Origin of the sequence: Streptomyces sp. NPDC047042, from assembly GCF_040644035.1 — a bacterium.
Classification (GTDB): Bacteria; Actinomycetota; Actinomycetes; order Streptomycetales; family Streptomycetaceae; genus Streptomyces.
The window spans coordinates 63,523-90,017 of record NZ_JBEYVP010000043.1 but is presented as its reverse complement, the minus strand read 5'-3'; the positions used below and the strand labels follow the sequence as shown (position 1 = coordinate 90,017).

Genomic DNA, 26,495 nt, shown 5'->3' with positions numbered 1-26,495 from the left:
CGGCGTTTGAGGACGAGCGCGTTCAGCGCGAAAGCGGGGGTCTGGGGGCGGCAGCCCCCAGGGATGGGACGGGTAGGGGCGGCGGGGGCGAGAAACCCAGCCTCTCCCCCAGCACCGGCGCCACCGCCTCCGCGAACCCCTCCGACACATGGCTGTCGTCCCGATAGACGACCGTATTACCCACCAACACAGGACAGTCACCCCCCGCCGTACACACCCACGGCGCAGGATCGACCACCACCGCCCCCGACTCCCCCGCCGCCTCAACCACCGCCCCCCGCCGGGACGCATCCCGAATCGCCCCCGGCAACCGCGCCGCACACCGATCCAGCCGAAGCGAGAACATCGCGGCGCAGTCAACCGCGTCCACCCGCGGCCAGGGCGTGTCCAGCAACGCGACCACCCTCGCCCCCGACGCCCCCACCGCGTCGTACGTCGCACGGAACCCGTCCGTCCACTGCTTGACGGGGTCGGGTTCCGGATACAGCGGATCGCCCGCGTCCGAGGACGAGACGATCACCAGCGCCGGACGCAGCGACACGATTCTCGCGATCGCCCGGGAGCGCCAGGTGTCGCACGCCGCGTACGGCCCGCCGAAGCGCCGCAGGGTCACCTTCGCCGCCTTGCACGACGCCTTCGTCAGCGACACCAGCTTCCAACCCCGCTCCTTGGCAAGGCGGTTGAGCGCCGGGAACCACTGGGCCGCGTGGGAGTCGCCGAAGAGGACAACGACCTTGGCGGAGGCCGGGTCCCCGTACTCGCAGGGCGGGACGCTCGTACTGCCGTACGCCACATGGCAGCCGTCCCGGTAGACCGCCGACCGCACCGACTTGATGTCGGTGAGGGGCGGGGCAAGGTTGCTGGGCAGACTGGTCGCCGATGTCTCCAGCAGCTCACGCAGCCGGAGTTGGGGGTCCGGCGCGGTGGCCAGCGCCTGCCGCAGCGAGGGTGAGGTGGTGCCCGAGTCGATCGCGGGCGGAAACGCGGCCGCCGTTACGGCGATCAGCGCCGCGCCCGCCGACAGACCCGCCCCGAGCCGCAGCGCACGCCCCGGGCGGCCACGGAACGCCGAGTGGAAACGGACCGGGTTCTCCACCAGGCGCAGGGTCACCCAGGACAGGCCCAGGGCGATCGCGCAGAGCAGCAGCGACAGTCGGACGTCGGACGTTCCGGGGAGCCGGCCCAGCGCCGCCGGGCCTATGAGCAGCAGCGGCCAGTGCCACAGATACCAGCCGTACGACAGTCCGCCCAGCTCGACCAACGGCCTTCTGGCGAGGAGCAGTTGGACGCCGTAGCGGGAGGGCGCGCAGCCGCCGGCCAGGACGAGGACCGCGCCGAGCACCGGCAGGAGCGCGTGATATCCGGGGAAGGGGGTGTCCTTGCCGTAGAGGGTCGCCGACGCGAGGATGCAGGCCAGGCCGGTCCAGGTCATGGGTGCCGTCAGCCTGGCGGGCAGCGTGCGCAGCCGGTCGGCGGAGAGGGCCAGCAGGGCGCCGGCGCCCAGCTCCCAGAACCGGGTGTGCGAACCGAAGTACGCCCAGGACGGTGCGTACTCCGTCACGGCGACGCTCAGCCCGAACGACAGCAGGCAGAGCACCGCGAGCGGCACCGCCACGACCAGTGCTCGCCGTCGGCGCGCCAGCCGCCAGCTCAGTATGAGGAGCAGCGGCCAGAGCAGGTAGAACTGCTCCTCCACCGCCAGCGACCAGAAGTGCTGGAACGGGGACGGCGGGCTCCCCTCGGCCAGATAGTCGGTGCCGCTCGCCGCGAGGCGCAGGTTCACCGCGTAGAAGGCGCTGCTGAGCGCGTCCCCGGCGTACTCCTCGAAGCGGACCCTCGACAGGAACAGCCAGGAACCGGCGAGGGTGGCCACGACGACGAGGGTCGAGGCGGGGAGGAGACGCAGGGCCCGGCGGGCGTAGAACCTGCGGATCGACAGCCCGCTCCTCGTGCTCAACTCCCGTACCAGCAGGGAGGTGATGAGGAATCCCGAGATGACGAAGAAGACGTCGACACCGACATAGCCGCCGCCGAATCCGGCCACACCGGCGTGGCCGAGGACGACCAGCGACACGGCGACGGCACGCAGGCCCTGGATGTCGAGCCGCAGCCCGGCCTGTCCTTCGGCCGGCGTCGTTTGCGTTGTCGGCGTCGGCGTTGTCGTCGTCTTCACGTTCATACTCACGTTCGGGCCCAGGCTCACGCTCATCAGAGACGGTCGCCTCTCCCGAACGGTTGTGGCCCACACCGTCCGGTCACCCAAAATTTTCCGGCCGTCCGCAACCGACGGCCCCGAAATGACCGGTCCGACGCGTTTGCTACGCTCGCGAACGCGTCCCCTGGGGGAAGTCCGGTGCGAATCCGGCGCTGACCCGCAACGGTATGTACGCCCGCTGTCCGGCCCGGACTTCGGCGTGCGAGCCCGATCACCCGAGGTGCGCGTGCCCATGTGATCGCTCGCCGCGGACTGCGAGCCGAGGCGAAGGACCGTTCGATCGTGCGCCGAATACCCGTCGTGCCGCTGGTTGTCGGGCTGGTCGTGCTCCTGTTCCTCTCCCTGCTGTGCGGGGTCGGGCTCGGGGCGTCCGGGATCGGCTGGGGGCAGGTTCTCCGGTTCCTGTGGGCGGGGGCCACCGGTGGCACCATCCGCGCCGACGACCTCGCCTCCTACACCATCGTCTGGGAGCTGCGGCTGCCCCGGGTGGTGCTGGCCGCCGTCGTCGGGGCCGGGCTCGCGGCCGTCGGGGTGGCCGTGCAGGCGATGGTGCGCAACGCGCTCGCCGATCCGTTCGTGCTGGGGATCTCCTCCGGTGCGGCCGTGGGGGCCAACGCCGTGATCCTGCTGGGGGCGTTCGCCGGGCTCGGAGTGTGGGCGCTGTCCGTGTCCGCGTTCGCCTCCGCGCTCGCCGCCATGGTGCTCGTGTACTCCGTCGCCCGGTCGGCCGCCCATGGGCTCACCCCGCTGCGGCTGATCCTCACCGGGACCGCGTTGGCGTACGGCTTCGAGGCCGTCACGACGGTGATGGTGTTCGGGGCGGCCCGGGGTGAGGCGGCCAGGTCGGCCATGATGTGGCTGCTCGGGAGTCTGGGCGGGGCGACCTGGGCGCAGGTGCCGATCGCGACCGTGACCGTGCTCGCCGGGTGGGCGTGGCTCGCCCGGCGCGCAGAGTCGCTCAACGCGCTCGCCATGGGCGACGAGACGTCCGCCGCGCTCGGGGTCCAACCGGGCAGGCTGCGCCGGGAGTTGTTCCTCGTGACCGCCGCGGTGACCGGCACGGTCGTCGCCGTCAGCGGAGCCATCGGCTTCGTCGGCCTCATGGTCCCGCACGTCGTACGGATGCTGGTGGGCGCCGACCACCGCCGGGTACTGGCCGTCGCGCCGCTCGCCGGGGCCGTACTGCTGGTGTGGGCCGACGTACTCTCCCGCCTGCTCCTGGCCCCGGCGGAACTCCCGGTCGGCGTGATCACCGCCGTGGTGGGCGTACCGGCGTTCCTGCTGCTGATGCGACGCGGCGGCTATGCGTTCGGGGGGCGGTGAGCGATGCGGCTCGATGGGGAGGGTAGGGCGGTGGACGGCGGTGCTGTGCGGCCCGCCGACGACACCATCGCCGCCGCGATGCGGCTGGATGTGACCGGCGGGGTGGTGGACGCGGGGGTCGTACGCCCCGTGAGACGCACCGCCGCCGCCGCGAGAGGCACAGCGGCCGCCCAGCCGCTGGGGCGGCGCGGCCACCGCGCGTTCGGAGGACGGTGAACCATGCGGCTCGATATGGACGAGGTGTCGGTCGACGCGGGTTCCGTGCGGCTGGTCGAGGACGTCACCATGCGGGTGGACAGCGGGGCCTTCGTGGGGCTCGTCGGGCCCAACGGGAGTGGGAAGTCCACGTTGTTGCGGTCCGTGTACCGGGCGTTGCGGCCGTCGGCGGGCGCGGTGTCGCTGGACGGGGTTGACGTGCACCGCATGGAACCCCGGGCCGCCGCCCGAGTGCTCGCCGCGCTGCCCCAGGAGTCGTCCGCCGAGTTCGACTTCACCGTCTCCGAGGTGGTCGCGATGGGTCGGCTGCCGCACCTCGGCCGTACGGCGTCCGGGGACCGGGACATCTGCGCCACCGCCATGGAACGCACCGGCGTCACGCACCTCGCCGACCGCGGGTTCCTCGCCCTGTCCGGCGGCGAGAAGCAACGCGTCCTGATCGCACGGGCGTTGGCCCAGCAGCCACGCGTCCTCGTTCTCGACGAACCCACCAACCACCTGGACATCGCGCACCAGTTGGACGTCCTGTCCCTGGTCCGGGCCAGCGGCCTCACCGCTCTGGCGGCCCTGCACGACCTCAACCTCGCCGCCGCCCACTGCGATCTGCTGTACGTCATCGCCGGGGGCCGGGTCGTCGCGTCGGGCCCGCCGCACGAGGTGCTCCAACCCGAGCTGCTGGCCGAGGTGTTCGGGGTGCGCGCCCATCCCGTACGGCATCCGGAGACAGGTGCCGTACAGCTGCTCTTCGACCTGCTTCCCGCCTCACCACCCCAGACCTCCCGGTAAGGAACCGCCCCCCATGCGCAAGCCAGTTGCGGCAGCCACCCTGCTGTCCCTCCTCTCCCTCCCCGCCACCGGATGCGGGGCGACCGTGGAGAAGCAGCCCTCGGCGAAGGCGTCCTCGTCCGCCTCGTCCGCCACGTCCGCTGTGACCCTCACCAACTGCGGTCGGCAGGTGACCTACGACAAGGTGCCCGAGCGGGTCGTCACGAACGACGTCGGGATCACCGAGCTGATGTTCGCGCTCGGTCTGGAGGACCGGATGGCGGGGTTCGCCATGCCCGACGACAAGGGCGATCTGACCGGCGTCCCCTGGAAGGACGGCTACGACAAGGTGAAGTGGCTGTCCAAGCAGCAGCTCACCAAGGAGAACGTCCTCGACGCGCGCGGCGACTGGGTCTTCGCCGGCTGGAACTACGGTTTCCGCGACGACAACGGCTTCACCCCGGACGCGTTGAAGAAGCTCGGAATCCCCTCGTACATCCTCACCGAGTCCTGCCGCAACGGCCGTACGAAGACCTCGCGCGGCATCATGCCGCCGCTGGACGCCCTCTACACCGACCTCACGAACCTCGGAAAGCTCTTCGGCGTCGAGCAGCGCGCGGCCACCCTGATCGCGGGCTTCAAGAAGCAGGTGGCGGCCGTGCGGGCCGAGGCGCCCGCGAAGAGCCCCAAGGTGTTCCTGTACGACAGCGGCACGGACGCACCCTTCACCTCCGGGCGGTACGCGGCCCCCGAGGAGGTCATCAGCAAGGCCGGCGGCGTCAACATCATGCACGACCTCGACGACTCCTGGACGACGGTGGGCTGGGAGACCGTGGTCGAGCGCGACCCCGACGTCATCGTCATCTGCAATTACGGTGACGTCAGCGCGGAGCAGAAGCGCAGGTTCCTGCTGTCGTACGGCCCCCTGAAGAACGTCTCCGCCATCAAGCACAAGCGCGTTTTCGTCCTCGACTACGTCGACCTCGTCGAAAGCCCGCGCAACCCGTCGGCGATCGCGCGGCTCGGCGCCTATCTGCGGTCGGTGGCGAAGACCGGGCCCGCTTCGTAGGCGTTGATCACAAGCTGGTGACGTCGACGGGACGCCGACGCCGCTGCCGGCACCGCCCCGTCGTCGGCCAGAGGTCTGCGGAACCGCGACCAGGGCAGGCTCGACGGCGGGGCGGCCGACAGCATTCGTCAGGGACCGGGCATCACGCCGAGCCCGCGGCCGTGCCGGGCTGGTTGGCCGGCTCCGTGGCGTCCCAGATGACGTTGAACCGGTTGACCCGCTCCTCGATGTGCTCCTTATCCGTCTTGAGGGTGGTCTCGGCCGGCTTCTGGTCCATGTCCGGCGTCGTTTCGTAGCAGAGTTCACCGTCGAAGACGATGAAGTCGTTCGTCATCCGGAGCCGGGCACTGGGCGCCAGTGACTCCCGGACGGCGATGCGTGTTTCGATGCCCAGGTCCCGGTGGCTCTCGCAGAGCCGTTCCAGTTCCTCGGTGACCTCGGCCTGGGTCCGTACGAGGAACAGTCGCCGGACCGTCACGTTCCGGTGCCGGTGCGCGTCCTCCTGCGCCTTCAGATAACGGATCGCGGCCTCGCTGTACCAGAACTGGCGGTCGACGTCCGTGCTGGTGGCGTCGATCGACGTCCCGACACAGGTGGTGAGGTCGATCAGCCAGTCGTTGTTCTCGCCCATGCAGGTCACACTGCCGGAGCTGAGGCTCTCCATCTGGGTGGCCAGCCTACCGATCTCCTCCTGCGAGAAGGTCTTCACCAGGTTCGACTCCTGGTGCCCCAACTGCGTGTAGGCACGGGCCAGTCGGGTCACCCCGTCGGAGCGCAGCACCGAACGGTCCACCTGGCTGAAGAGTTCGGTCGCCTCGTTGATCCCCGCGAAGCTCTTCTCGACCGCGGTCTGCAGTTCCACGTGGTGCGCGGAGAGGCTCTGCTCCATCGAGTTGATCCGCTCCTCGAAGTCCACGAGGTACTGGACGATCAGGGCGGCGCTGCCGATGAGGAAGGTCACCGTCAGTTTCCAGAGTTCGTCCGCGTTCCGGTTGAGCACGTTCGTGAGTACGTAGGTGCTCGCGGACACCAGTGCCGTGAGCAGGGTCTTGCGCAGCAGCTTGGAGTTGCGCTCCTGTCGCCCGGCCACAGCCTGTAACTGTGCTTGTTGAGCCTGCTGTGCTTGCAGGGCCTGTTGTGCTCGTAACGCCTGTTGTGCCTGTTGTGCTCCGTTCACCTCAACCTCCCCCGTCGGGTGTTTCGATGTATCGGCGTCAGCTCAAAGCCAACGCCTTGTGCAGTAACGGAATGGACTGGACTGCCAGTTGATCGCGGATGCGCTGGACCAGGGTCTGCCACTGGCGGCTGAAGCCCGGCTCCTGTTCGAGTACGTCCCACAGGTGGCCGAGGTCCCGGTCCACTCGGGCGCGCGGCATCCACACGTGCAGCAGATGGTCGACGGCGGGGCGGAGCGCGAGTATCGCCTCCGGCCCGTCCACCGGTCCGGTCCTGCTGCGGTCGAGCATGCGGACCACGGTCGTGAGCAGCCAGTCGTGCAGCGCGAAGTCCTCGCAGAGTCCTGCCACCGCGGCCGTCTCCGTACCGTCCGGCACCCGCAACCGCACGGTCCGCAGGCCCTCCTCGGACACCACGAAGCTCTCGATCGACGCCCCCGCACCGTCCGGAGCCCGCAGTGCCGCCCAACGCAGGTGTGTGCGCCGGGACTTGAAGGGAACCTTGTGGTCGAGCAGCGGGTGCCTCAGCAGTTGGGCGAGCAGGCTCTCGGCGATCATCCCGAGGTCCAGCGCGCCTCGCTGACTGTCTTTCAGAACTCCTTCCACGACGGCCTGTTCGGGCAGTTTCCCGAAGGGTTCGAGAACTCCTGGCCGCACGAGATAGTGCCCCCAGGGCCGGCGTACGTCGGGTCCCGTGGCCGGGATGCGGAAGTACGCCGTGGTCTGCAGGACGCGCCCCTCGGTGAGCGCGGCGCGGGCGGCCACCGTGCCGACGGCCCGGACCCTGGCACCGTTGGCGGTGGGCAGCGGGCAGTCGACGCCGGTGAGTACGTCGGGTGAGAGCGCGTACAGGTTGGGGCGCTCGGAGACCCGGACGCGTTCGTCGGCGCGCAGTCTGAGCAGTTGGGCGGCGGTGCGGCTGTCCAGGGCCTGGAAGCTGGGCAGCAGACTGGTGCGCACCTCGCCGCAGGCGAGGACGGGGGCCGCGGTCTGCGCTCGGGGCCGCATGTCAGGGCTCCTCGTAGAAGACGTAGGTGACGCGCTGGGCGACCGCCTCGGGCACCGGTGCGCCCTCCCGGGCGGAGCGTTCGTCGGCCTGGGCGAGCGCGCCGTCGTCCACGTCGACCTGGTCGAGGATGAGACGGACGGCGTCCTCGACGGCCAGGAACCGGTTTCCGACCATGCTGCAGGTCCGGTACGCGCTGAACGGCGCGGCGGATTCGGTGAGTTGGAGCAGCGGCGGCAGTTCGTCCCAGTCGTGGGGGAAGCCGCCGGTGGGCCGGGCGCGCGGGACCAGTACGGGTTCGCCGCCGTGGCGCAGCAGTCCGAGGCGGGCGAGCTGCCAGACGGCGGCGAGGAACGGGCAGGACCACAGGCGCGTACCGTCCCGCTCGGACCACAGCTCGACGTCCATGAACACGGAGTGGATACGGGCGGCGGTCTCGTGCGGTGGCCGCCATTCGGTGATCTCGGCCATGGCGGTGCGCGCGCCGGGGGTGCGCTGGCCGTTGGCGAGCCAGCCGGTCTCGCCGACCGGCGGCCGGGAGCCGTAGGTGCCCGGCGGCGGGGACTCGACGAGGCGGTGCATCACCGACTCGGCCAGTTCGATCTTGTCGGCGACGGCGCAGCCGGACTCTCTGGCCAGGTAGTCGATGGTGAGTCCGGCCCGGTCGGCCTCGGCGAGGATCTGCGGGATCAGCTCGGCGGGGGTGGAGAAGCGGGTGAAGTAGTCGTCGATGAGGAAGCAGGTGCTGATCCGGGGCCGCCTGCCGCCCAGCCGCCGGGCGGCGGAGGCCTTCGCGGCGTCCACCCAGATCCGTACCTCCGCGAAGTGCTCGCGCAGCCGCTCGGGGCCGGCCGCGAAGTCCTCCATGTACAAGTGGCCCAGTTCCAGGGAGAGATGGGACAGCGGTACGGACTGGGTGCGGGGTTCGGCCGCGGTCTCGCGGAACACCGGGCCGGTCACGGCTGCCCCCAGTACTTGTCGTCGGTGAGTCGTCCGGCGAGGTCGCTCATCGCCTGCCAGGTCTCCATGTTGGCGATCTGGCTGTCGAGGACGTCCTCGTCGGTGATGAGCTGCTCGCGCCACTGCAGGACGGGCTCCAGCGGTACGGAGCCCAGCACCTGGGTGTAGCCGATGCCCCGGTTGGAGGCGAGCGCCTGGAGGTCGGCGTCGCACTCGCGCATCCACGCCGACTGGGTGGGCGCGACCTGGGACCACAGGGAGGACTCGGGGTCGGGTACGGCGGCCCGTACGAAGCGGATGGCGCCGCGCAGCGCCTCCTCGGTGTGGCCCCGGGCGATGCCGCCGGCCATGATGCCGCGGGGGCCGAAGACCAGTCCGGCGGCGGCCATCACATGCTGGCGGGTCCAGCGGTGGAAGACGAGCCAGCGGGCCTCGATGCCGCGTAACTGCGGTTCGGCGGTGGCCTTGAGGGCCATTTCGACGGCGTAGCTGCGGCCCGCGCTGAGGTCGACGATGATCAGGTCGAACTCGCTGTTGAGGCGCAGCAGCAGATCGACGCAGCGGCGCAGGTTCTCGCCGGTGGTGGAGAACTCGCCGCCGCCGAGGTCGCCGGGCATGAGCACGAGGCGGCCCGAGCCGGGGGGCCGGTTGGTGAGCACCCGGTGTTCGGTCTCCGCCCAGACGTCGACGCGGGCCGGTTCGCCGACGTCGCCCTCCAGATAGGAGTGCAGGCCCCGGTCACCGACCTCGCGCTGCGCTATGTCGACGTCGAAGACGGCGGCGGCGGTGGGCGAGCCGAAGTCGAAGTCCAGGTAGCAGACGTCGTCACCGGCGATCGCCCGGTGGTAGGCGAGGTTGGCGCTGGTGACCGAGCGGCCCGTGCCTCCCTTGTCGGAGGCGGCGAAGACGAGCATCGTTCACGCCCCCTGGGTCGCCGCGTCGCGGGCCCGGGCGAGGGCGTCGAGCTGTCCGAGTACGTCGAGGGTCAACGCGCAGGCGGTGCCGGGCTGTTCGTCGATGAGCTGCCTGGCCCGGCGCAGTTTGACCTCGATGCCCTTGAGGTCCATGCCGCGCCTGCCGTCGGCTGCGGGTGCGGGCTCCATCTGTTCGTTGCCGAGCAGATGGGTCGACTCGCTGAGCAACGCCCTTGCCAGTACGCCGAGTTCGGCGGAGCGGATGGGTGGCTGCCGGTACAGCTGGTGGGCGGCGACCAGGCATTCGGTGACGCGCTCGGTGACGCTCCAGGACACCGGGCGGTCGGTGGCGGGCGACTCGGGGTAGACGGCGTGCACGTTGTCCCACAGGCCGACGCCGTCGCCGCCGCCGATCCGGCGCCGCCACATGTGCCCGAAGATGTCCTCGGCCAGCCTGAGCAGCCGGTCGTGCGAGACGAGGTTGCGGGAGAGCGTGCACAACTGGATGGTCCGCTTGAGGAGTTGGGCGGAGAAGTCGTTCATCCGCCACTGCATGGGCGGTCCTATGCGCTCACTGCCCTGGAGCGGCAGGATGATCCCCGGGTTGTGCAGTGCGACGGCCTTGTCGGTGACGGTCATCCGGCTGGTGATGCGCCCGCGCTCGGCGAGCCGCTCCATGATGCCGACCGTGCGGGTCAGGTCGTCGTCGGTGGCACGGCGACGGACCAGGTCGTGGACGAGGATGGCGGCGACGGAGAGGGAGAAGTACTCGGACTCCAGTTTCTGTCCTGTCGTGCGCCAGGGGATGTCCTCCAGGGGCCAGCGGTCGGCGTCGAAGCGGGCGATGGCCGACCAGTACTGCTGGGTGATCTCCCAGCGCAGGCGTAACGCCTCGGCGAGCTTCTGCTGTTCGGCGTTGAGCAGGCCCAGGGTCAGCGTGCGGTCGGAGAAGAGGTCCTGGATGCCGTCGAGGGCGACGACGGTGAAGTAGAGGTAGGGCACGGCGTTGGCGATGCCGGCCGGCTGGGGGCCGATCTCCTCGTCGGTCTCCACCTCGGGCGCGTCCTTGACGAGGCTCCAGGCCCAGCCGCACTCGAAGAGCTGGTTCTGGTCCGCGAGGCCTTCCTCGACATCGACACCGAGGACGAGGCTCTCGCTGACGATGGCGCGCAGGGCCTCGAAGCGGCGCTGGAACTTCTGCAGGACCATCCGCTGGGACAGCCGCCCCTGGCCGAGGAGTTCGGAGAGCGTCCTGCCCTGCGAGGAGTCGACGTCGAAGACATTGACGGTGAACGAACGCAGCAGGCTCACCATGGCCGCCGTGAGCCTGACGCTGGTGGCCGTGCGGAGTTCCTGGATGAGATCCAGTACCTCGGTGCGGCGCGTCTTCGTCTCGTAGATCTTCAGGAAGCCGAGGGTGGCGAGGCACAGGGTGACGGACATGGAGTAGCTGTCCACCACGCCGAGTTGACGCTGCTCGGGGGTGAGGTCCTGGGCGGTGTCCCGGGAGTGGAAGTAGTAACCGCCCGCGAACGTCGGTCTCTTGTCGTCGCCGGTGTGGTTGCGCATGAACTCGGCGGCGGCCGTCAGCACGTTGACCGGGATCTCCAGCCGGCCGCCGGCCCTACGGAGCGCCTTCTGGACGTCGTCCTGTGTCGTGTCCGGGTCGTCGAGCCGGAACGCCGGGATCTCGGTGGCCGGGTAGAGCAGACAGAGCAGCCGCTCGGCATCGGCCACACTGCTCTGCCCGCCCCACTTGCCCCAGGCCCAGCCGTCCCCGTCGAACGAGTGCCGGCCGATCGCCTGCCAGACGTCCAGCAGATGCTGACGTGGCTTGATCTGCATGCCCATGCCCCTCACAAGGCCGCGCTGCCATGTTTTGTTGGAAGTTGCTACCGCTGTCGCTACGATTCCGGAATATCAGAATCCAAATTCCGGCGGCCGTAGGCGACGATCATTCCGGAATATCCTTTACGCAGATTCCCCGGGGCACCCAGCCGCTTGAGCCGAAGGGTGTCGATCTTCCCGGCGAACGGTTCCAGGCTTTCGTAGACCTCCTGCTCACCGACATCACACGCCGGGAAGAATTCAGCGCCTACGTGATACCCCTCCGAGTGTTCCATGAACGCCGCGAAGAAGGGTGCCCCGGGAGCCAGTGCCCGCATGAAGGAGCCCACGCCCCGGTCGAACTCCTCGCGCTCGGTGGTCATCGACTCGGCGACGAAGAACATGGTCCCGACCGACCAGGGGCCCCGCCGCGCGATCCGGTCGAAGTCGAGGAGGTTGCCGGGTTCCACACGGGTGACCTCGTGGAACCTGCGCCTCGGGTCGCCCTGGTACGCCTGGTACTCGGCGTTCTCGCGCAGGACCGTCCAGAACTGGTTCCAGTTCTCGTCGTAGGACTCCAACTGGCTTTCCAGGTACTCCAGGTTCTGCGGTGATCGCTCGACGAGCGTGATCTCCTTGCACCACGGGAGCATGGCCAGCGCGGGGTAGAGGTTGGCACCCGCGCCCACATCGATACCAATAACCGGGTCGGCGTCCTGACGGTGCTCGCGGAAGTAGTCACCGAAGTGATCCCGCATGATCGAGATGATCTCGGCGTCCTCGTCATGCAACCGGAGATAGTTGGCTTTGACGTAGGCACGCGAATCGAATCCCGCCCAAGGAGCCTGTGCGTTGGGCACGGCTTGCCTGTGTTTTTCCCCCGGCGATCCCAAGTCCATGGTTCACCGTATCAAGATCACCGGCGCTACGGAGCCCCCTGACGGAACGCGAACGACTTCGCGAAATAACTGTGACCGCAGGTTGGACCTGAATGCGCCTTGAGCGATCGGATCAGATCGCGTAATGCTGGTGGAATCCGTCGATCACCTGCCGAACATAGGCGAAACGCAGGCGAAACGCAGAGAACGCACCGTCCCGCCCGTACCACCCGTACGGGTGTCAACGTGACTTTACTCGCGCCACAGGGGGACGCATGAGCACTCTTCCCGCAGATGGTTTTCGGACACCCGCCGCAGGTGCGTCACCGCATGTCCGCCAGGTCGAGGAGGCCGATCTGCCCGAGCTGGTGCGGCTGGACGCGGAGGCCTTCCCGGAGGGCCCGTACCCCTTCTTCACGCTTCGCCAGCTCTTCGATCTGTACCCCGACCACATGCTCGTCCTCGACGGCGGCGAGGACGGCCTGCACGGCTACGTCCTGGTCGGCATGCCCCGCAGGCCCGACCGCGGCTGGATACTGAGCCTCGGGGTCACCCGCGACCAGCGCGGGCGCGGCCACGGCCGGCAGCTGATGAAGGAGGTGCTGCGGCGGCTGCGCGAAGACGCCGTGCGCGAGGTGCTGTTGACGGTGGAGCCGACCAACACCGCCGCGATAGAGCTCTACAGGTCACTCGGCTTCGCGGCCGAATCCGCCCCGCGCAAGGACTACTTCGGGCCGAACGCCGACCGCCTCGTGATGAGCCTGCACCTGTGAGACGTCCGCCGCCTCACCGGAACCGGCGGACGTACCGCCGCTGCCAGGGCGTCTCGACGGCGTGCCGGTCGTACCCCGCCCGCACATAGGCCACGGCCTCCTCGGCCGGCACCCCGTCCAGCACCGCCAGACACGCCAGCGCCGTCCCCGTACGCCCCCGCCCGCCCCCGCAGGCGACCTCCACCCGCTCGACCGCCGCCCGTTCCCACGCCTCGACCAGGGCCGCCCGGGCGTCCGCCCGATCCTTCGGAAGGCGGAAGTCGGGCCAGCGCAGCCAGTGGAACTCCCAGGGAACCGCCGGGGGCGGCCCGCCGAGCAGATACACGGCGTACGTGGGGACGGGCGCCGTCGGGTCCAGGGGCCGGCGCAGGCCACGCCCTCGGACCAGCCGCCCGGAGGGCAGCCGGAGCACGCCCGCGGCCCCCTCGTCCCACGGCTCCACCGCCTGCCGACCCGCTCCCCGGCCCACTTCCCGGCCTCCGTCCCGGCCCACTGGCTCACCCACTCTCTGGTCCACTGGTTCATCCATCTTCATCCATCGGCCCATTCGAACTCGGTCCCGAATCCGGGGCAACCGATCTCGGGGAAACGGTGGTCTGGTGGGCGAGGGGGTACTCGATGCAGGCCGAACAAGAGGCCCAGTTCCATGAATTCGTCAGAGCGCGGTGGTCCCACCTGGTGCGTACCGCGTATCTCCTGACCGGCGACGCCCATCACGCCGAGGACCTGACGCAGACGGCGCTGGCGAAGGCGTACCGCTCCTGGCGGCGCGTCTCCCGCACCGACAATCCGGAGGCGTACGTCCGGCGGATGCTGGTCAGCTGCAACAGCGACCGGTTCCGCAAGCGACGCGTACGGGAGGCGCTGACCGACGCGCCGCCCGACGTGGTGGGCCGGGACGAGGCCGTCTCGTGGGCCGACGAACGCAGCGCTCTGCTCGGTGCCCTCGCCCAACTGCCGCCCAAACAGCGGGCGGTGGTCGTCCTGCGCTACTGGGAGGACCTCTCCGAGCAGGAGGTCGCCGACACCCTCGGCTGCTCCCAGGGCACGGTCAAGAGCCAGGCGTCCAAAGGGCTGGCGAAGTTGCGTTCGTATCCGGGGCTGGCCCAGGTCGTCGGCCGGCCCGAGCCCAGCCGGACAGCACACGTTCGGGAGGGCGTCCGGTGAACGGGGAACAGCGGCCGCAGCAACCGGAAGACCGGGATCAGCCGGACCAGCCGACACAGGCACAAGAAGCAGGACAGCACGTGAACAACGAACCGGTCGTACACGGGAAGGACTTCGAGGCACAGGTGCGCGAAATGATGGCGGAGGACGCCTACACCATCCGGCCCTCTTCGGCGCCGTATCCGGAGATCCGCCGCAAGGGCGCGATCGAGCGGCGACGGCGTGTGGCGGCGGCCGGCGCGGTACTGGTCGCACTGGCGGCGGCACCCGTGGGCGCCTACGCGCTGAGCGGGAACGGCGGCGGCGGGAGCGTGGACACGGCGGCGCCACTGCCGTCGGTCAGCGCTTCGCAGCCCACGACCCCGACTCCCGTGCAGTCGAAGCCCGTTGGACCGGTCGGTCCGGCGACGCCGGGCCAACTGGTGGACGGGATCACGCTGGCGCAGGCCGCTGACGGGCTGAAGAGGTGCATCGCCTGGGAACGCGGGAACGAGAAAGCCCGGGGCGACAAGGGGCCGCGGACCGAGGTGGGCCGCGCCGCCGACTACCGGATCATCCTGGCCATGAACAGCACCGGTGACTCCAACGCCCCCGGCGACGGCTTCTTCGTCGTCGCGGTCAAGGAGCAGCAGAAGGCGCCGCAGCTGACCCAGCTGATCTGCAACATCAGGGAGGGCGAGGTGGGCGGCCTCGGCATCAGCGCCGGCGGCAAGGAGTTCGACAACGGCGGCCCGGTGATGCCCGACATCAACGCCGGCAAGCTCTACCAGCAGTCGTTCATCGACAAGGGCAACTGGAAGCTGCCGTTCCGCTGGGGCTCCATCGGCCGGGTCGAGCCCTCCGTGGCCCGGGTGACCGTCTCGTACGGCGGCAGCACCAGTGAAGCCGCCCTGGACCACGGCTGGTTCGTGGCCACCGGCACCTTGAACACGCAGGTCACCCTGGCTCCGCACGTCCTGGGCTACGACACCACGGGCAAGGTCGTCTACGACTCGGACACGGACGCGGGGTACGACAAGGCGCTGCCGTAGGCAGACCGCGACGGGCACGTGAGGGGGGCGCCGTACAGGGGTCGGCGCCCCCTTTCACGTACCCGGAGCCGTCTCCCCGTACCCCTCGCCATCCTCAGCCCACACCTCGTGACTCCTGTGCCGCCCGCGCCTCTATCCCGCGGAAGTGCACGGCCAGCGCCCGCTGCGCGCCCTCTACGTCGTGCGCGCGGAGTGCCGTCACGATGTCCCGGTGCCTGCGGGCCGTCAGTTCCGGTGCCGGGTCGTCGTGCCAGCCCCGGGCGCCCGAGACGCGGCGGAACACCGTCCAGAAGGCGGCGAGCAGCTGCGGCACGAGGGCGTTGCCGAGCGGTCCGTACAGTGCCTCGTGGAACTCGCGGTCGAGCTCGGGGAAGCGCCGGCCCGCACGGCCCGCCTCCTCCATCCGGGTGACCACCGACTCCAGCCGGTCGAGTTGCGCGTCCGAGAGCACCGCCGCGACCCGCCGGATGAGGCCGTCCTCGAGGACCTCCCTGACCTGGAGGATCTCGGCGAGCGCGGCTCCGTCCCCGTCGTGCCGGGCGAGCGTACGGAACGTCAGTCCGTCGATCAGCGGCGCCAGCGACGCCTGTCCGACGTACGTCCCGTAGCCGTGCCTGATCTCCACGATGTCGAGGGCCTGGAGCGCCTTGAGGGCCTCGCGGACGGAGTTGCGGCTGACCTCGAGGGTCTCCATCAGCTCGACCTCGGTGGGCAGCGGTGCGCCCGCCCGGAGTTTGCGGTCGAGAATCAACTGCATGACCTGGCGCTGGACCTGGCCGCTCACCCGCCGCTCGGGCCGGCGTCGCTTCCCGGACTCCTGAGACATGCGGCGCATCGTACGCTCGCCGGACATCCGACGTCCCACCTCCAGGCATATCAAAATCCGGGCCGCCGTGAATTCACGCGTCTTTCGATCTCAGCCCTCGACGTTTCCGATGGTCGAATTTCATATCGTCATTGGTCGCACCTCTGGCAGCTACGCCATTCGTGTGCGATCTCTTGACCGGCCCCATCGCCGCTCTTATGGTCGCGCTGCCCCCTATGACGTAGGACGTCGTATCTCCTCACCTTTTCGGCCCCCCACCCCGCTGGAGGAATCGTGCGCGACGTGACCCGCTACGTGACCCACGACGCATCGACCGCCCCGCACCGCCGGTCGTTCCTGAAGTACACCGGCGCACTGGGTGCCGCCGCCGCCATCTCCTCGTCGCTGTCGGCCTGTTCGTCGGGCCCCGAGTCCACCAACGACACCGGGGGCGGCACCGGGGGCGCGAACAGCACGCTCACGGCCGTGATCGGCTACGGCAACGACGGCAGCTGGGACCCCACTCAGACGGCTTCCGCGTTCTCCATGGCGGCCAACAACCACATCTACGAGGGTCTGCTCGACACCGACCCGATCACCCGCGAGCCGTACGCCGCGCTCGCCACAGCCGTACCGGCCGACCTCTCCGGTACCTCCTGGAAGTTCGCGCTGCGGGCCGGGGCGACCTTCCACGACGGAAAACCGGTGACCGCCGACGACGTGGTCTTCGTATTCGATCGAATCCTTGATCCGAACACCCAGACACTCGCCAAGGGGTTTTTCGCCAGTTGGCTGAAAGAAGTGAAAAAAGTCGACGCGCAGAATGTCGAGCTGGTGCTGAAGTTCCCCTTCCCCGAAGGCGTTTCCCGGCTCACCCTGGCGAAGATCATGCCCAAGCACGTCTTCTCCCAGCCGGGCGCCTGGGACGACGCGATCAAGGGAAAGGCGATCGGCTCGGGACCGTACCGGCAGACCGCGCACCACCCGAAGTCGAACACAACGTTCGAGGCGTTCGCGGCCTACAACGGTCCGCGCAAACCCGCGTTCAAGAAGATGAACTGGATGACGATGGTGGACGCCGCGCCCCGCGTCGCCAAGATCTCGGGGTCCAGCGCCGGCGCGCAGATCGCCGACAACATCCCGTACGCCAACATCCAGCAGCTCAAGAGCGGCGGGATGGACGTCCAGGGCGGGGCGGGGATGAACAACCTGTTCCTGATGTTCAACACCAAGCACAAGCCCTTCGACGACGTACGGGTCCGCCAGGCCCTGCACTACGCCATCGACACGGAGAAGATGGTCGAGAGGGCGCTGCGGGGCCACGGCAAGCCGTCGACGTCCTTCCTCAACGAGGCCAACCCCGGCTACCGGCCGGCGAAGACGGTCTACGGCTACGACCCGGAGAAGGCGAAGGCGCTCCTGAAGGAGGCCGGGGTCAGCGGGCTGAAGATCGAGATCCTGTCCGTCAACGTCAGCTGGATCGTCGACTGCCTGCCCACCATCAAGGAGTCCTGGGACGCGATCGGCGTCGCCACGACCCTCAACCCGCAGGAAACCACAGCGGTGTTCACGAAGATGGACCAGAAGCAGGACTACCAGGTGGTGTCGGCGGCCTCGAACCCCAACCAGTTCGGCCTCGACGCGGACCTGATCATGCACTACAACTACGGCCCGCAGAACCTCTGGATGGGCTACGCCCGTTGGGCCGACAACTCCGTGGCCAAGCAGCTTTTCCGGGCCATGGACCAGGCGACGCAGGAGCCGGACCCGCAGAAGAAGAAGACGATGATCCAGGACTACATCGACATCGTCGCCGAGGAGGCCGTGCTCTACCCGGTCGTCCACAACGAGCTGATGACTGCCTGGAACCCGAAAAAGCTCGCCGGTATAAGGGCACAGCCGTACCCGGGCATCAACCTCCTCCAGGCCAAGTGGGTCTAGCCATGGTTTCAGCCATGGTTTCAGCCGTGATTTCAACCATGGATTCAGCCGTGGGTCCGGTCACCGCCAAATCGCCCTAGCTGTACGGGAGTTCGGGAGTTCGTACGTGGTCGCCATCGCCAGGATCCTGGCCCGCCGGATCATTCTGCTCGTCCCGCTGATGCTCGGCATCGTGCTGTTCGTGTTCCTCGTCATGCGGTTCTCGGACGTCGACCCGGCCTCCGCCTTCTTCCAGGGCGCCAACCCGACCCCGCAGCAACTGCACGACTTCCGCGAACAGAACGGCCTGCTCGATCCGTTCCCCGTCCGCTACCTCCACTTCATCGGCGACCTGCTCCACGGCGACATGGGCATCAGCGCGCTGACCCGCGCGCCGGTGCTCGACCAGGTCACCACCGCCCTGCCGCTCACCCTCCAACTCACCTTCATGGGCCTGGGAATCGCCGTGATCCTGTCCCTGCTGGGCGGGGTCACTGCGGCGATCTACCGGGACCGCCTCCCCGACCAGATCATCCGCGTCGTGTCGCTGACCGGTGTCGCGGCGCCGGGCTTCTGGCTGGCGCTGCTGATGATCCAGTACCTGGCCGTCGACCTCGGCTGGTTCCCGACCGGCGGCTACATCAACCCGGCCGACTCCTTCACCGGCTGGCTGAAGACGATGACACTCCCGGCCTTCGCGCTCTCCCTCCCGGTCGCGGCGCAGCTCACGCGCATCGTCCGTACGGCGGTGGTCGAGGAACTGGACAAGGACTACGTCCGTACGGCGATCGGCAGCGGGCTGCCGCCCAGGGTGGTGGTGGGCCGCAACGTACTGCGCAACGCGCTCATCAACCCGCTGACGGTGCTGGGCCTGCGCGTCGGCTACCTGCTCGGCGGCGCGGTCGTCATCGAGACGATCTTCTCGCTGCCCGGGATGGGCAAGCTCATGATCGACGCCGTGAAGAACGGCGACCCGGCCGTGGTGCAGGGAGTGGTCCTGACGACGGCGACCGGTTTCGTGGTCGTGAACCTGGTCATCGACATCCTCTATCTCCTGGTCAACCCACGATTGAGGGATGCGGCCTGATGTTCATGATGTTCGAGAGGGGGCGCCTGGCCGCCCTCCTGTCCCGCCCGGGCATCCGGCTGCGCGGCTGGCGCCGCCTCCCGGTCCTCTCCCGGGTCGCGGTCTGCTTCCTCGCGCTGGTGGTGTTCGTGGCGGTCTTCGCCCCGCTCATCGCCCCCGACGACCCGCTGGACCAACAGCCCCTGACCGGCGGTACGGGAGCCCCGTCCGCCGAGCACTGGATGGGCCAGGACAGCCTGGGCCGCGACATCATGAGCCGGCTGATGTACGGCGCGCGCTGGTCGCTGGCCATCGGCCTGGGCGCCACGGCACTCGCCCTCACCGTGGGCGCGCTGATCGGGGCGGTCGCGGCAACGTCGCGCAAGGCGCTCGACGAGACGCTGATGCGCTGCCTGGACGTGGTGATGGCGTTCCCGGGCATCGCGCTGGCCGCCGTGCTCGTCGCGGTCTTCGGCGGTGGCATCACGGTCCTGATCTGCGCGATCGCGTTCCTGTTCACCCCGCCGGTGGCGCGCGTGGTGCGGGCGAACGTCCTGGACCAGTACGGCGAGGACTATGTGACGGCGGAACGGGTGATCGGCGCCCGCACGCCGCACATTGTTCTGAAACACGTGGCGATCAACTGTGCGGCGCCCGTGCTGGTGTTCTGCACGGTGCAGGTGGCGGAGGCGATCGTCTTCGAGGCGTCGCTGTCGTTCATCGGCGCGGGCGTACGGCCGCCGGACCCGTCCTGGGGAAGCGTCATCGCGGACGGCAAGAACATGGTCCTGACGGGCGGCTGGTGGGCCACGGTCTTCCCTGGCCTGCTGATGCTGATCACGGTGCTGTCGTTGAACGTGCTCTCCGAGGGTGTCTCGGACGCGTGGGCGGCGCCGGCGGCGCGGGACGTGGAGGTACGGGAGGAGGAGGACCGGCTGGAGGCGCCCGAGCCGGGAACGGGCGAGCTCCTGTCCCTGCCCGGCCTGACGGACGCGGCACGGCGACTGCGCGCGAAGGCCCGACCGATCCCCACAGGCCTGCCGATACTGGCGGTCGAGAACCTGACCATCGGCTTCGCGGCCCGGCACGCGGGCGTGGACATCGTCGACGGCATCAGCTTCGAGGTACACCCCGGTGAAGTCCTGGGCCTGGTAGGCGAGTCGGGCTGCGGCAAGTCGCTGACCGCGCTGACGGTGATGGGCCTGGAACCGAAGGGGGCCAGGGTCACCGGCCAAGTCCGCTTCAACCAGCGGGACTTGCTGGCCGAGCCCATGCGGGTGCGACGCAAACTGCTGGGCCACGAGATGGCGATGATCTACCAGGACGCCCTGTCGTCCCTGAACCCGGCGATGACGATCCGCTCGCAGCTCAAACAGGTCGTACGCCGAGGAGGCCACCGCACCCCGGAGGAACTGCTGGGCCTGGTGGGCCTGGACCCCGACCGCACCCTGCGCAGCTACCCGCACGAACTGTCGGGCGGCCAGCGCCAGCGGGTCCTGATCGCGATGGCCCTGTCCCGCGACCCGAAACTGATCGTCGCCGACGAGCCGACCACGGCCCTGGACGTCACGGTCCAGGCCCAGATCATCGAACTGCTCCTCCGTCTGCGCGAGGAACTGGACTTCGCCCTGATCCTGGTCTCGCACGACCTGGCCCTGGTGGCGGACGTCACGGACCGGGTGGTCGTGATGTACGGCGGCCAGATCGTGGAGACGGGCGTGACGGCGGACCTGGTCGGCGCCCCGACCCACCACTACACCCGGGGCCTGCTGGGCAGTGTGCTGTCCCTGGAGTCGGCGGCACTGCGCATGACGCAGATCAAGGGCACGGTCCCCTCCCCCGCCGACTTCCCCCAGGGCTGCCGCTTCGCGGACCGTTGCCCGATGGCGACCGAGGTGTGCCGTACGACGGCCCCCGATCTCCTGGGCACCCAGGGCCACTTGGCGGCCTGCCACCATCCGGCGATCGACCTGATGACGCCGGAGCCGACGGGAAGCGAGACGGTGAATTGAGCACCAGTACGGCAGCTACGACTGCGCCGGCCACGACCCCGTTGGTGGAGCTCTCGAACACGCACGTGGTCCACAAGGCCCGCAGCGGCGGCCTGTTCACCCGGGACCGGGTGTACGCCCTGACAGCAGCCGACTTCCGCGTGGCGCCCGGCGAGACGGTGGGCGTGGTGGGCGAGTCGGGCTGCGGGAAGTCGACGCTGGCGAAGGTCCTGGTGGGCGTACAGCCGCCGACGTCGGGCCAAGTAGCCTTCCGCGGCACCGACTTGTGGTCGATGAAGCCGCCGGAGCGCCGCTCTGCGATCGGCACGGGCACGGGCATCATCTTCCAGGACCCGTCGACGGCCCTGAACCGCCGCCTGACGATCCGCCAGATCCTGCGCGACCCGCTGGACGTGCACAGGCGGGGCACGACAAAGGAACGGGAGGAGCGGGTACGGGAGTTGATGAGCCTGGTGGGCCTCCCGCGAGCCCTGGCGGACGGCCTCCCGGGCCAGCTGTCGGGCGGCCAGCGCCAACGAGTCGCGATCGCCCGCGCGTTGGCTTTGAACCCCGACCTGGTGGTCGCGGACGAACCGACCAGCGCCCTGGACGTGTCGGTCCGCGCCCAGATCCTGAACCTTCTCCTGGACCTGAAGGAGCGCCTGAACCTGGCCCTGGTCTTCGTCTCGCACGACATCCAGACGGTACGGCGGATGAGTGACCGGGTGATCACGATGTACCTGGGCCGGATCGTGGAGGAGTCCCCGGCGGCCGAGGTGACGGACAGGGCCCGTCACCCGTACACCAGGGCCCTGTTCTCGGCGACGCCGGGCCTGCTGGACCCGATCGACCCGATCCCGCTGGTCGGCCCGGTCCCCTCGGCGACGCGTCCACCCTCCGGCTGCCCGTTCCGGACGCGCTGCTGGAAGGCGACCGACGTGTGCGCGCAGGTGATGCCGGAGTTCACGGCCGCGTCAATCCCGGGACACCGTTTCCGTTGCCATCACCCTGTGGAGGAGGGCCGGACGACAAGGGAACTGGTCGCCCAGGCGGTGACCGCCGCGCCCGCCACGCCGACTGACCTGCGGAAACCCCTCACAACCCTTGCCACCCCCGCAACCCCCGCAACCCCCGCAGCGCCTGCACCCCCCGTAGCCCCCTCGCACACCCCGAAAGATCCCAGGGAGCCCTGATGACCTTCCCCACCCCGCTGACCGGTGTCGTCCCTCCTGTCTGCACTCCGCTGACACCGGACCGCGGGGTGGACGTACGCTCACTCGTCAGGCTGGTCGACCACCTGGTGGAGGCGGGCGTGGACGGCCTGTTCGTGCTCGGTTCGTCGTCGGAGGCGGCGTATCTGACGGACGATCAGCGCAGGCTGGTGGTGGAGACGGTGGTCGGCCATGTCGCCGGCGCGCTGCCGGTCCTGGCGGGCGCGATCGACATGACGACCCCCCGGGTACTGGACCACGTACGGTCGGTCTCGGCGGCGGGCGCGGACGCGGTGGTGGTCACGGCCCCCTTCTACACCCGTACGCACCCCTCGGAGATCGCCCGCCACTTCCGCCTGGTGGCGTCGGGCAGCCCGGTCCCGGTGGTGGCGTACGACCTCCCGGCCTCCGTCCACAGCAAACTGCCCCCCGCACTGGTGCTGGAGTTGGCGGCGGACGGGGTGTTGGCAGGGTTGAAGGACTCCAGCGGGGATCTCGCATCGTTCCGCTCGGTGGTGACGGGCGCGCGGGAACACCCCGGGGTCAGCGGCTTCAGCGTCCTGACGGGCAGCGAACTGCTCGTGGACTCGGCCCTGGCAGCGGGCGCGGACGGGGCGGTACCGGGCCTCGCGAACGTCGACCCGGACGGCTACGTGCGCCTGGTCCGCTTCTGCCGTGCGGGCGACTGGGACCGGGCCCGCACCGAGCAGGAACGGTTGTGCGCGCTGTTCGGGATGGTGGGAGCGGGGGATCCGGTACGGATGGGGGGCAGCTCGGCGGGGCTGGGGGCGTTCAAGGCGGCGCTGTATCTGCGGGGGGTCATCGACTGCCCGGCTACGGCCGACCCGCAGATTCCACTGTCGGAGGACGAGGTGGAGCGGGTGGGGAAGTTTTTGGCGGGGGCGGGGTTGTTGTAGGGGCGGTCAGGTCGGGAAGGCCGCCTTCCGCGAGCCAGCCCAGGAACGACGTGCGCTTCCTCCGCTTGATCGCGTCCTCCAGGGCGGCGTTCACCGTAACGGCCTTCGTTGCAGTGCCGAGGATCTTCGCGGCCTCCGTGAGCATCTCGTCGTCGACATCGATGACGGTTCGTGTCATGCGACTCTCCTCGATCCGGTGGCTGCGACATTGCCGCGATATCAAAATCCACGCTCGTCGCAATCGGGCCCGTCAACCGCGCTTCGGCGCGTTCCCCAGTTTGGCGCGCATCCCTTCGACGACCTGTTGCGTGATCCAGACGACGACCTTCTGCTGTTCGCTGGTCACCGGAGAGCCCCTCGGACCGCACGGATCTCCGCGACAGCCAAGTCGACAGCAGTGTCGAAGTCGGGATCCTGCCGGGCGATGACCCGGCTACGGAACTCCTCGACCAGACGAACGACTCCGGTGAGGTCGGCGGGGTCGGAGTGGTTGATCTCGCGGGCCAACTCGGCCTCGAAGTCGTCACCGTCTCCGGGAAAGCCATAGCCCATAGTGAGGGCGGCACGGAGTTCGCCGATGGTGCGCATGGGCGGAAGATGAGACGGGCCGGAGTTTGCCGGGTGCGTGTTCATGGCGGTTGTGGCTCCCTTTCGCGGGGTCACGACGCCGGGGTGTGACGGGCTCGTCCCGACATGTGACCCATGGCGCTCCGGAGGCAGTCAGAGAAAGCGAGTTGCCAGTCGGTGATTTCAACAAGGAGAGGTCATGGCATATCGCGTATGCCGTCCGCTATTGCTTCCATGCTCTCGATGAAGGACGCGAAGACGCTGGTCGGCATGATCAACATGCCGCGCCGAGGGATCTTCGAGTCACGGACTGAGGCGACCTGGCCACAGAAGGCGACTTCGACGCAGTCGCTCCCGGAACCGCCACTGTACGAGGACTTGAACCAGCGGACGTCGCTGTCGGCTTCCTGGGCCGGTGGCATCATCGCTCCTTGCGCGCTGCGGCGGTGAATTCTCTGGCGAGTTCCGCGAGGAGACTACTTGTGTCCGAAGTGCTCAGCGCCTGGGACCGCAGATACTCGAAGACCACCCTATGCCGCTCCAACTCTGGCGCCTTCTCCAGGTACAGGGCTCCGCTGAGGTTACTGAGATGCACGACGTCAAGTGACGGTTCGGGGCCCCTGATGATGATGAAACTGGTGCTTTCGGCGGCGTGCGCTCCGGCTGCGAAAGGCAGGATCTGCAGCGTGACATGCGGGGTCGTCGCCGCAGCACGCAAGTGCTCCAGCTGCTCTGCCATGACTTGGGGTGATCCAACGAGGCGCCGGACGACGGCTTCATCCATGATGGCCCAGACGTGAGGCGGGGTCTCCCTCTTCAGGACCTCCTGCCGCTTCATCCGGACGTCCACCATCCGCTCGATCAGCTCGGCCTCGGCACGCACTTCGGCGGCCTGGATCACAGCGGTCGCATAATGAGGGGTTTGCAGTAGCCCAGGTACGTAGGTGTTGGCCCAGTGACACTCTTCGACCGCCTCGTCCTCAAGCGTGAGCAACGGTGTGATCCAGCCGGGGATCGCGTCGTTGTAACTCTTCCACCAGCCCTGCACCCTGGCACTCTTGGCCATCGATACGAGTGCAACGCGTTCTTCGTCCGTAGCGCCGTAGGCACGGCACAGCGCATCCACCACTAGCCACTTCACCGGTCCTCGATTGGACTCGTACCGGTTCAGGGTTGCCCGGGAAACCCCGGCGGCCTCGCCGGCCACCTCCAAAGTCAGCCCCTTGAGGTCCCTCAACCGCTTGAGCTCGGCGCCGAGTTGGCGGCGCCTGGTGGTCGGTCCCACGGAAGTCCTCTCGCTGTATGTCCACGCCATTGTCGAGGCGCACCTGCTGGTCATCAACCACGCTCACATGCACGGGCCCGGAGTCGGATCACCCACACGGAGGAATTTCAAGAGATGTCCGCCATGAGATTCTCATGGCGAGACGATCTCTGCCACACTCCAAGCCGCGTGGAGAAAAGACCCCTCGATGCCCACGTGCCCTTCGGCCAACCACGTCACAGGAGTTGCCATGCGACGACTGATCAGGAAATTCAGCGACTGGGCTCAGATGCTTCTCGCGCCAGCGGGGCACCACCATGCGGTTTGCCTGCCACCACCGGTGCCGCTACAGGCGCTTCAAATTCCGCAGCCAAAGATCGCAATCGCCGAGACCGTCCGAGCGTGGTACGAGCCCCTCGACGGCACCGCCAACAAGCTCGTCCGCCCCTACCTCGCCGCGTACGAGTTCGAGGAGAGGGCTTCCCGTCGGCGGCTACTCGGCGACACCTCCTGGCACGCTACGTACTACGTCGCCAGCAATCCCCAGGGCATCCGCAGCCAACTGGGGGCGGCATGACGAACAATGACGTGGATCACGGACGACTCCTTCCCTGGACCGGCGCGAGCGGCCAGCCGAGTCTCCTCGTCTCGGACGGCGACGGCCCCGTTTCCCGGATCGCCGACCGGGTTGAGGTTGTCCAACTCGGCCTCGCCAACAGGCTCCTCGGCCGTGCGCATCAGTTGATCGCCGGCCCAGAGTTGTCGATCAGTGAACTCGGTGTGTTGACATCCCAGTTGTCCGACGCACTCCACGACGCTCTGCTCATCGCCGAGTGCCGGGGTGCTCGCCTCGATGCAGTGAGATGCAGCGCTCCTCAGCACGACGAGGACTTCCATGAGGTACTCCTCGCACACAGCTCGGCCGAGTTCCAAGCGCTCGCCGCCCTTTCGCTCTCGGGTACTGACCTCGCCTCTGCTCGCGTCGCCCGGCGCTGCGTACGGAACATGGCCGAGTTGCAAAATCTCCCTTCCGGCGCGGTGGACGATCTCGAAACAATCACCGGGGAGTTGGCGGCCAACGCCTTGGAACACAGCGACAGCCCAACCATCACGGTCGCGCTGACCCTGGCCGCTGAAACGGCTACGGTCAGCGTCACCGACGAGGGAGAGGGGTACGGGCCGGTGGCACCCGGGCCGACGGGCCCGAGGCCGGAGGAAGAGCGCGGGCGCGGGCTGCTGATCACTGGCGTACTCGCAGCCCGATGGGGAAGACGGCGGACAGGAAAGGGCCTGACGGTGTGGGCCGAGGTCTTTACCGATACCTCGGACCGCATCGAATGAATGCCGCGATCACACTCGCAGGGGCACCGCCACAGCCTCATGCGTGAAGCTGAAGAACTGCACACAGGGCCGGAGTTCAGATGGACTCCGGCCT

General features: G+C 68.8%; 27 protein-coding genes and 1 riboswitch. Of the genes, 14 read left to right on the top strand and 13 right to left on the bottom strand.

What is annotated here, in order from left to right:
- Window positions 1–22: 22 nt before the first annotated feature.
- Window positions 23–2,209: an acyltransferase family protein gene (locus ABZ855_RS38735; RefSeq protein WP_360815349.1), complete on the bottom strand. Its 2,187-nt coding sequence runs from the start codon at window positions 2,207–2,209 to the stop codon at window positions 23–25.
- Window positions 2,210–2,342: 133 nt separating this feature from the next.
- Window positions 2,343–2,432: riboswitch (cobalamin riboswitch) on the top strand.
- Window positions 2,433–2,497: 65 nt separating this feature from the next.
- Here ABZ855_RS38735 and ABZ855_RS38730 point away from each other — a divergent pair.
- Genes ABZ855_RS38730 through ABZ855_RS38715 form a run of 4 tightly spaced genes read left to right on the top strand, consistent with a single transcriptional unit; the run spans window position 2,498 to window position 5,588 of the window.
- Window positions 2,498–3,538 (top strand): iron ABC transporter permease, encoded by a 1,041-nt coding sequence (locus ABZ855_RS38730; protein WP_360815346.1) that lies wholly within the window; start codon window positions 2,498–2,500, stop codon window positions 3,536–3,538.
- Window positions 3,539–3,568: 30 nt separating this feature from the next.
- A complete protein-coding gene (locus ABZ855_RS38725; protein WP_360815343.1) occupies window positions 3,569–3,754 on the top strand; it encodes a hypothetical protein in 186 nt (61 codons plus the stop codon).
- 3 nt (window positions 3,755–3,757) lie between these two features.
- Window positions 3,758–4,540: an ABC transporter ATP-binding protein gene (locus tag ABZ855_RS38720; RefSeq protein ID WP_360815340.1), complete on the top strand. Its 783-nt coding sequence runs from the start codon at window positions 3,758–3,760 to the stop codon at window positions 4,538–4,540.
- A 13-nt stretch (window positions 4,541–4,553) separates the two neighbouring features.
- Window positions 4,554–5,588, top strand: a complete 1,035-nt coding sequence (locus ABZ855_RS38715; protein ID WP_360815337.1) for an ABC transporter substrate-binding protein — start codon at window positions 4,554–4,556, stop codon at window positions 5,586–5,588.
- Between the two features lie 142 nt (window positions 5,589–5,730).
- On the opposite strand, the gene ABZ855_RS38710 is transcribed toward ABZ855_RS38715, so the two are convergent.
- From ABZ855_RS38710 to ABZ855_RS38685, 6 genes are all read right to left on the bottom strand, one after another.
- Entirely contained in the window at window positions 5,731–6,678 is a 948-nt protein-coding gene (locus ABZ855_RS38710) for a DUF6879 family protein (protein ID WP_360815334.1), read from the bottom strand.
- A 124-nt stretch (window positions 6,679–6,802) separates the two neighbouring features.
- Window positions 6,803–7,771 carry an SCO2521 family protein gene (locus ABZ855_RS38705; protein ID WP_319204634.1) on the bottom strand — a complete coding sequence of 323 codons (969 nt, stop codon included), beginning with the start codon at window positions 7,769–7,771 and terminating at the stop codon, window positions 6,803–6,805.
- 1 nt (window position 7,772) lies between these two features.
- Window positions 7,773–8,729 carry an SCO2522 family protein gene (locus ABZ855_RS38700; RefSeq protein ID WP_360815330.1) on the bottom strand — a complete coding sequence of 319 codons (957 nt, stop codon included), beginning with the start codon at window positions 8,727–8,729 and terminating at the stop codon, window positions 7,773–7,775.
- Complete coding sequence (locus ABZ855_RS38695) at window positions 8,726–9,643, bottom strand: SCO2523 family variant P-loop protein (protein WP_360815327.1); 918 nt, start codon at window positions 9,641–9,643, stop codon at window positions 8,726–8,728. The genes ABZ855_RS38700 and ABZ855_RS38695 overlap by 4 nt, the downstream gene beginning before the upstream one ends.
- 3 nt (window positions 9,644–9,646) lie before the next feature.
- Window positions 9,647–11,488: an SCO2524 family protein gene (locus ABZ855_RS38690; RefSeq protein WP_360815324.1), complete on the bottom strand. Its 1,842-nt coding sequence runs from the start codon at window positions 11,486–11,488 to the stop codon at window positions 9,647–9,649.
- A gap of 59 nt (window positions 11,489–11,547) precedes the next feature.
- Window positions 11,548–12,369: an SCO2525 family SAM-dependent methyltransferase gene (locus ABZ855_RS38685; RefSeq protein WP_360815321.1), complete on the bottom strand. Its 822-nt coding sequence runs from the start codon at window positions 12,367–12,369 to the stop codon at window positions 11,548–11,550.
- A gap of 254 nt (window positions 12,370–12,623) precedes the next feature.
- On the opposite strand from ABZ855_RS38685, the gene ABZ855_RS38680 reads away from it, so the two are divergent.
- Window positions 12,624–13,121 (top strand): GNAT family N-acetyltransferase, encoded by a 498-nt coding sequence (locus tag ABZ855_RS38680; RefSeq protein ID WP_360815318.1) that lies wholly within the window; start codon window positions 12,624–12,626, stop codon window positions 13,119–13,121.
- 13 nt (window positions 13,122–13,134) lie between these two features.
- Here the strand turns inward: ABZ855_RS38680 and ABZ855_RS38675 are convergent, their stop codons facing one another.
- A complete protein-coding gene (locus ABZ855_RS38675) occupies window positions 13,135–13,563 on the bottom strand; it encodes a protein-tyrosine phosphatase family protein (protein WP_360815361.1) in 429 nt (142 codons plus the stop codon).
- 176 nt (window positions 13,564–13,739) lie between these two features.
- On the opposite strand from ABZ855_RS38675, the gene ABZ855_RS38670 reads away from it, so the two are divergent.
- A complete protein-coding gene (locus ABZ855_RS38670) occupies window positions 13,740–14,288 on the top strand; it encodes a SigE family RNA polymerase sigma factor (protein WP_360815315.1) in 549 nt (182 codons plus the stop codon).
- 80 nt (window positions 14,289–14,368) lie between these two features.
- Entirely contained in the window at window positions 14,369–15,319 is a 951-nt protein-coding gene (locus ABZ855_RS38665) for a hypothetical protein (protein ID WP_360815312.1), read from the top strand.
- Window positions 15,320–15,413: 94 nt separating this feature from the next.
- Here ABZ855_RS38665 and ABZ855_RS38660 read toward each other — a convergent pair whose 3' ends face one another.
- Window positions 15,414–16,145, bottom strand: coding sequence for a FadR/GntR family transcriptional regulator (locus ABZ855_RS38660; RefSeq protein ID WP_360815309.1), 732 nt, complete (start codon window positions 16,143–16,145; stop codon window positions 15,414–15,416).
- Between the two features lie 273 nt (window positions 16,146–16,418).
- Here ABZ855_RS38660 and ABZ855_RS38655 point away from each other — a divergent pair, with 273 nt between their 5' ends.
- From ABZ855_RS38655 to ABZ855_RS38635, 5 genes are all read left to right on the top strand, one after another.
- Window positions 16,419–18,065 carry an ABC transporter substrate-binding protein gene (locus ABZ855_RS38655; protein WP_360815306.1) on the top strand — a complete coding sequence of 549 codons (1,647 nt, stop codon included), beginning with the start codon at window positions 16,419–16,421 and terminating at the stop codon, window positions 18,063–18,065.
- 106 nt (window positions 18,066–18,171) lie between these two features.
- Window positions 18,172–19,131 carry an ABC transporter permease gene (locus ABZ855_RS38650; protein WP_360815303.1) on the top strand — a complete coding sequence of 320 codons (960 nt, stop codon included), beginning with the start codon at window positions 18,172–18,174 and terminating at the stop codon, window positions 19,129–19,131.
- A complete protein-coding gene (locus tag ABZ855_RS38645; protein ID WP_360815301.1) occupies window positions 19,131–21,122 on the top strand; it encodes a dipeptide/oligopeptide/nickel ABC transporter permease/ATP-binding protein in 1,992 nt (663 codons plus the stop codon). Before ABZ855_RS38650 ends, ABZ855_RS38645 begins: the two co-directional genes overlap by 1 nt.
- Window positions 21,119–22,294: an ABC transporter ATP-binding protein gene (locus ABZ855_RS38640; RefSeq protein ID WP_360815298.1), complete on the top strand. Its 1,176-nt coding sequence runs from the start codon at window positions 21,119–21,121 to the stop codon at window positions 22,292–22,294. Before ABZ855_RS38645 ends, ABZ855_RS38640 begins: the two co-directional genes overlap by 4 nt.
- The gene (locus ABZ855_RS38635; RefSeq protein WP_360815295.1) at window positions 22,294–23,229 is read left to right on the top strand and encodes a dihydrodipicolinate synthase family protein; all 936 of its coding nucleotides are present in this window, start codon (window positions 22,294–22,296) and stop codon (window positions 23,227–23,229) included. The genes ABZ855_RS38640 and ABZ855_RS38635 overlap by 1 nt, the downstream gene beginning before the upstream one ends.
- Here the strand turns inward: ABZ855_RS38635 and ABZ855_RS38630 are convergent.
- From ABZ855_RS38630 to ABZ855_RS38615, 4 genes are all read right to left on the bottom strand, one after another.
- Entirely contained in the window at window positions 23,147–23,407 is a 261-nt protein-coding gene (locus tag ABZ855_RS38630) for a type II toxin-antitoxin system VapB family antitoxin (protein WP_360815292.1), read from the bottom strand. The two genes, ABZ855_RS38635 and ABZ855_RS38630, sit on opposite strands and share 83 nt — an antisense overlap.
- Window positions 23,408–23,571: 164 nt before the next feature.
- The gene (locus tag ABZ855_RS38625; RefSeq protein WP_360815289.1) at window positions 23,572–23,817 is read right to left on the bottom strand and encodes a hypothetical protein; all 246 of its coding nucleotides are present in this window, start codon (window positions 23,815–23,817) and stop codon (window positions 23,572–23,574) included.
- Window positions 23,818–23,993: 176 nt separating this feature from the next.
- Window positions 23,994–24,221 carry a DUF397 domain-containing protein gene (locus tag ABZ855_RS38620; RefSeq protein ID WP_360815287.1) on the bottom strand — a complete coding sequence of 76 codons (228 nt, stop codon included), beginning with the start codon at window positions 24,219–24,221 and terminating at the stop codon, window positions 23,994–23,996.
- Window positions 24,218–25,111 carry a helix-turn-helix transcriptional regulator gene (locus ABZ855_RS38615; RefSeq protein WP_360815285.1) on the bottom strand — a complete coding sequence of 298 codons (894 nt, stop codon included), beginning with the start codon at window positions 25,109–25,111 and terminating at the stop codon, window positions 24,218–24,220. The genes ABZ855_RS38620 and ABZ855_RS38615 overlap by 4 nt, the downstream gene beginning before the upstream one ends.
- A gap of 199 nt (window positions 25,112–25,310) precedes the next feature.
- On the opposite strand from ABZ855_RS38615, the gene ABZ855_RS38610 reads away from it, so the two are divergent.
- The gene (locus ABZ855_RS38610) at window positions 25,311–25,637 is read left to right on the top strand and encodes a hypothetical protein (RefSeq protein ID WP_360815281.1); all 327 of its coding nucleotides are present in this window, start codon (window positions 25,311–25,313) and stop codon (window positions 25,635–25,637) included.
- Entirely contained in the window at window positions 25,634–26,401 is a 768-nt protein-coding gene (locus ABZ855_RS38605; RefSeq protein ID WP_360815278.1) for an ATP-binding protein, read from the top strand. The genes ABZ855_RS38610 and ABZ855_RS38605 overlap by 4 nt, the downstream gene beginning before the upstream one ends.
- Window positions 26,402–26,495 lie beyond the last annotated feature (94 nt).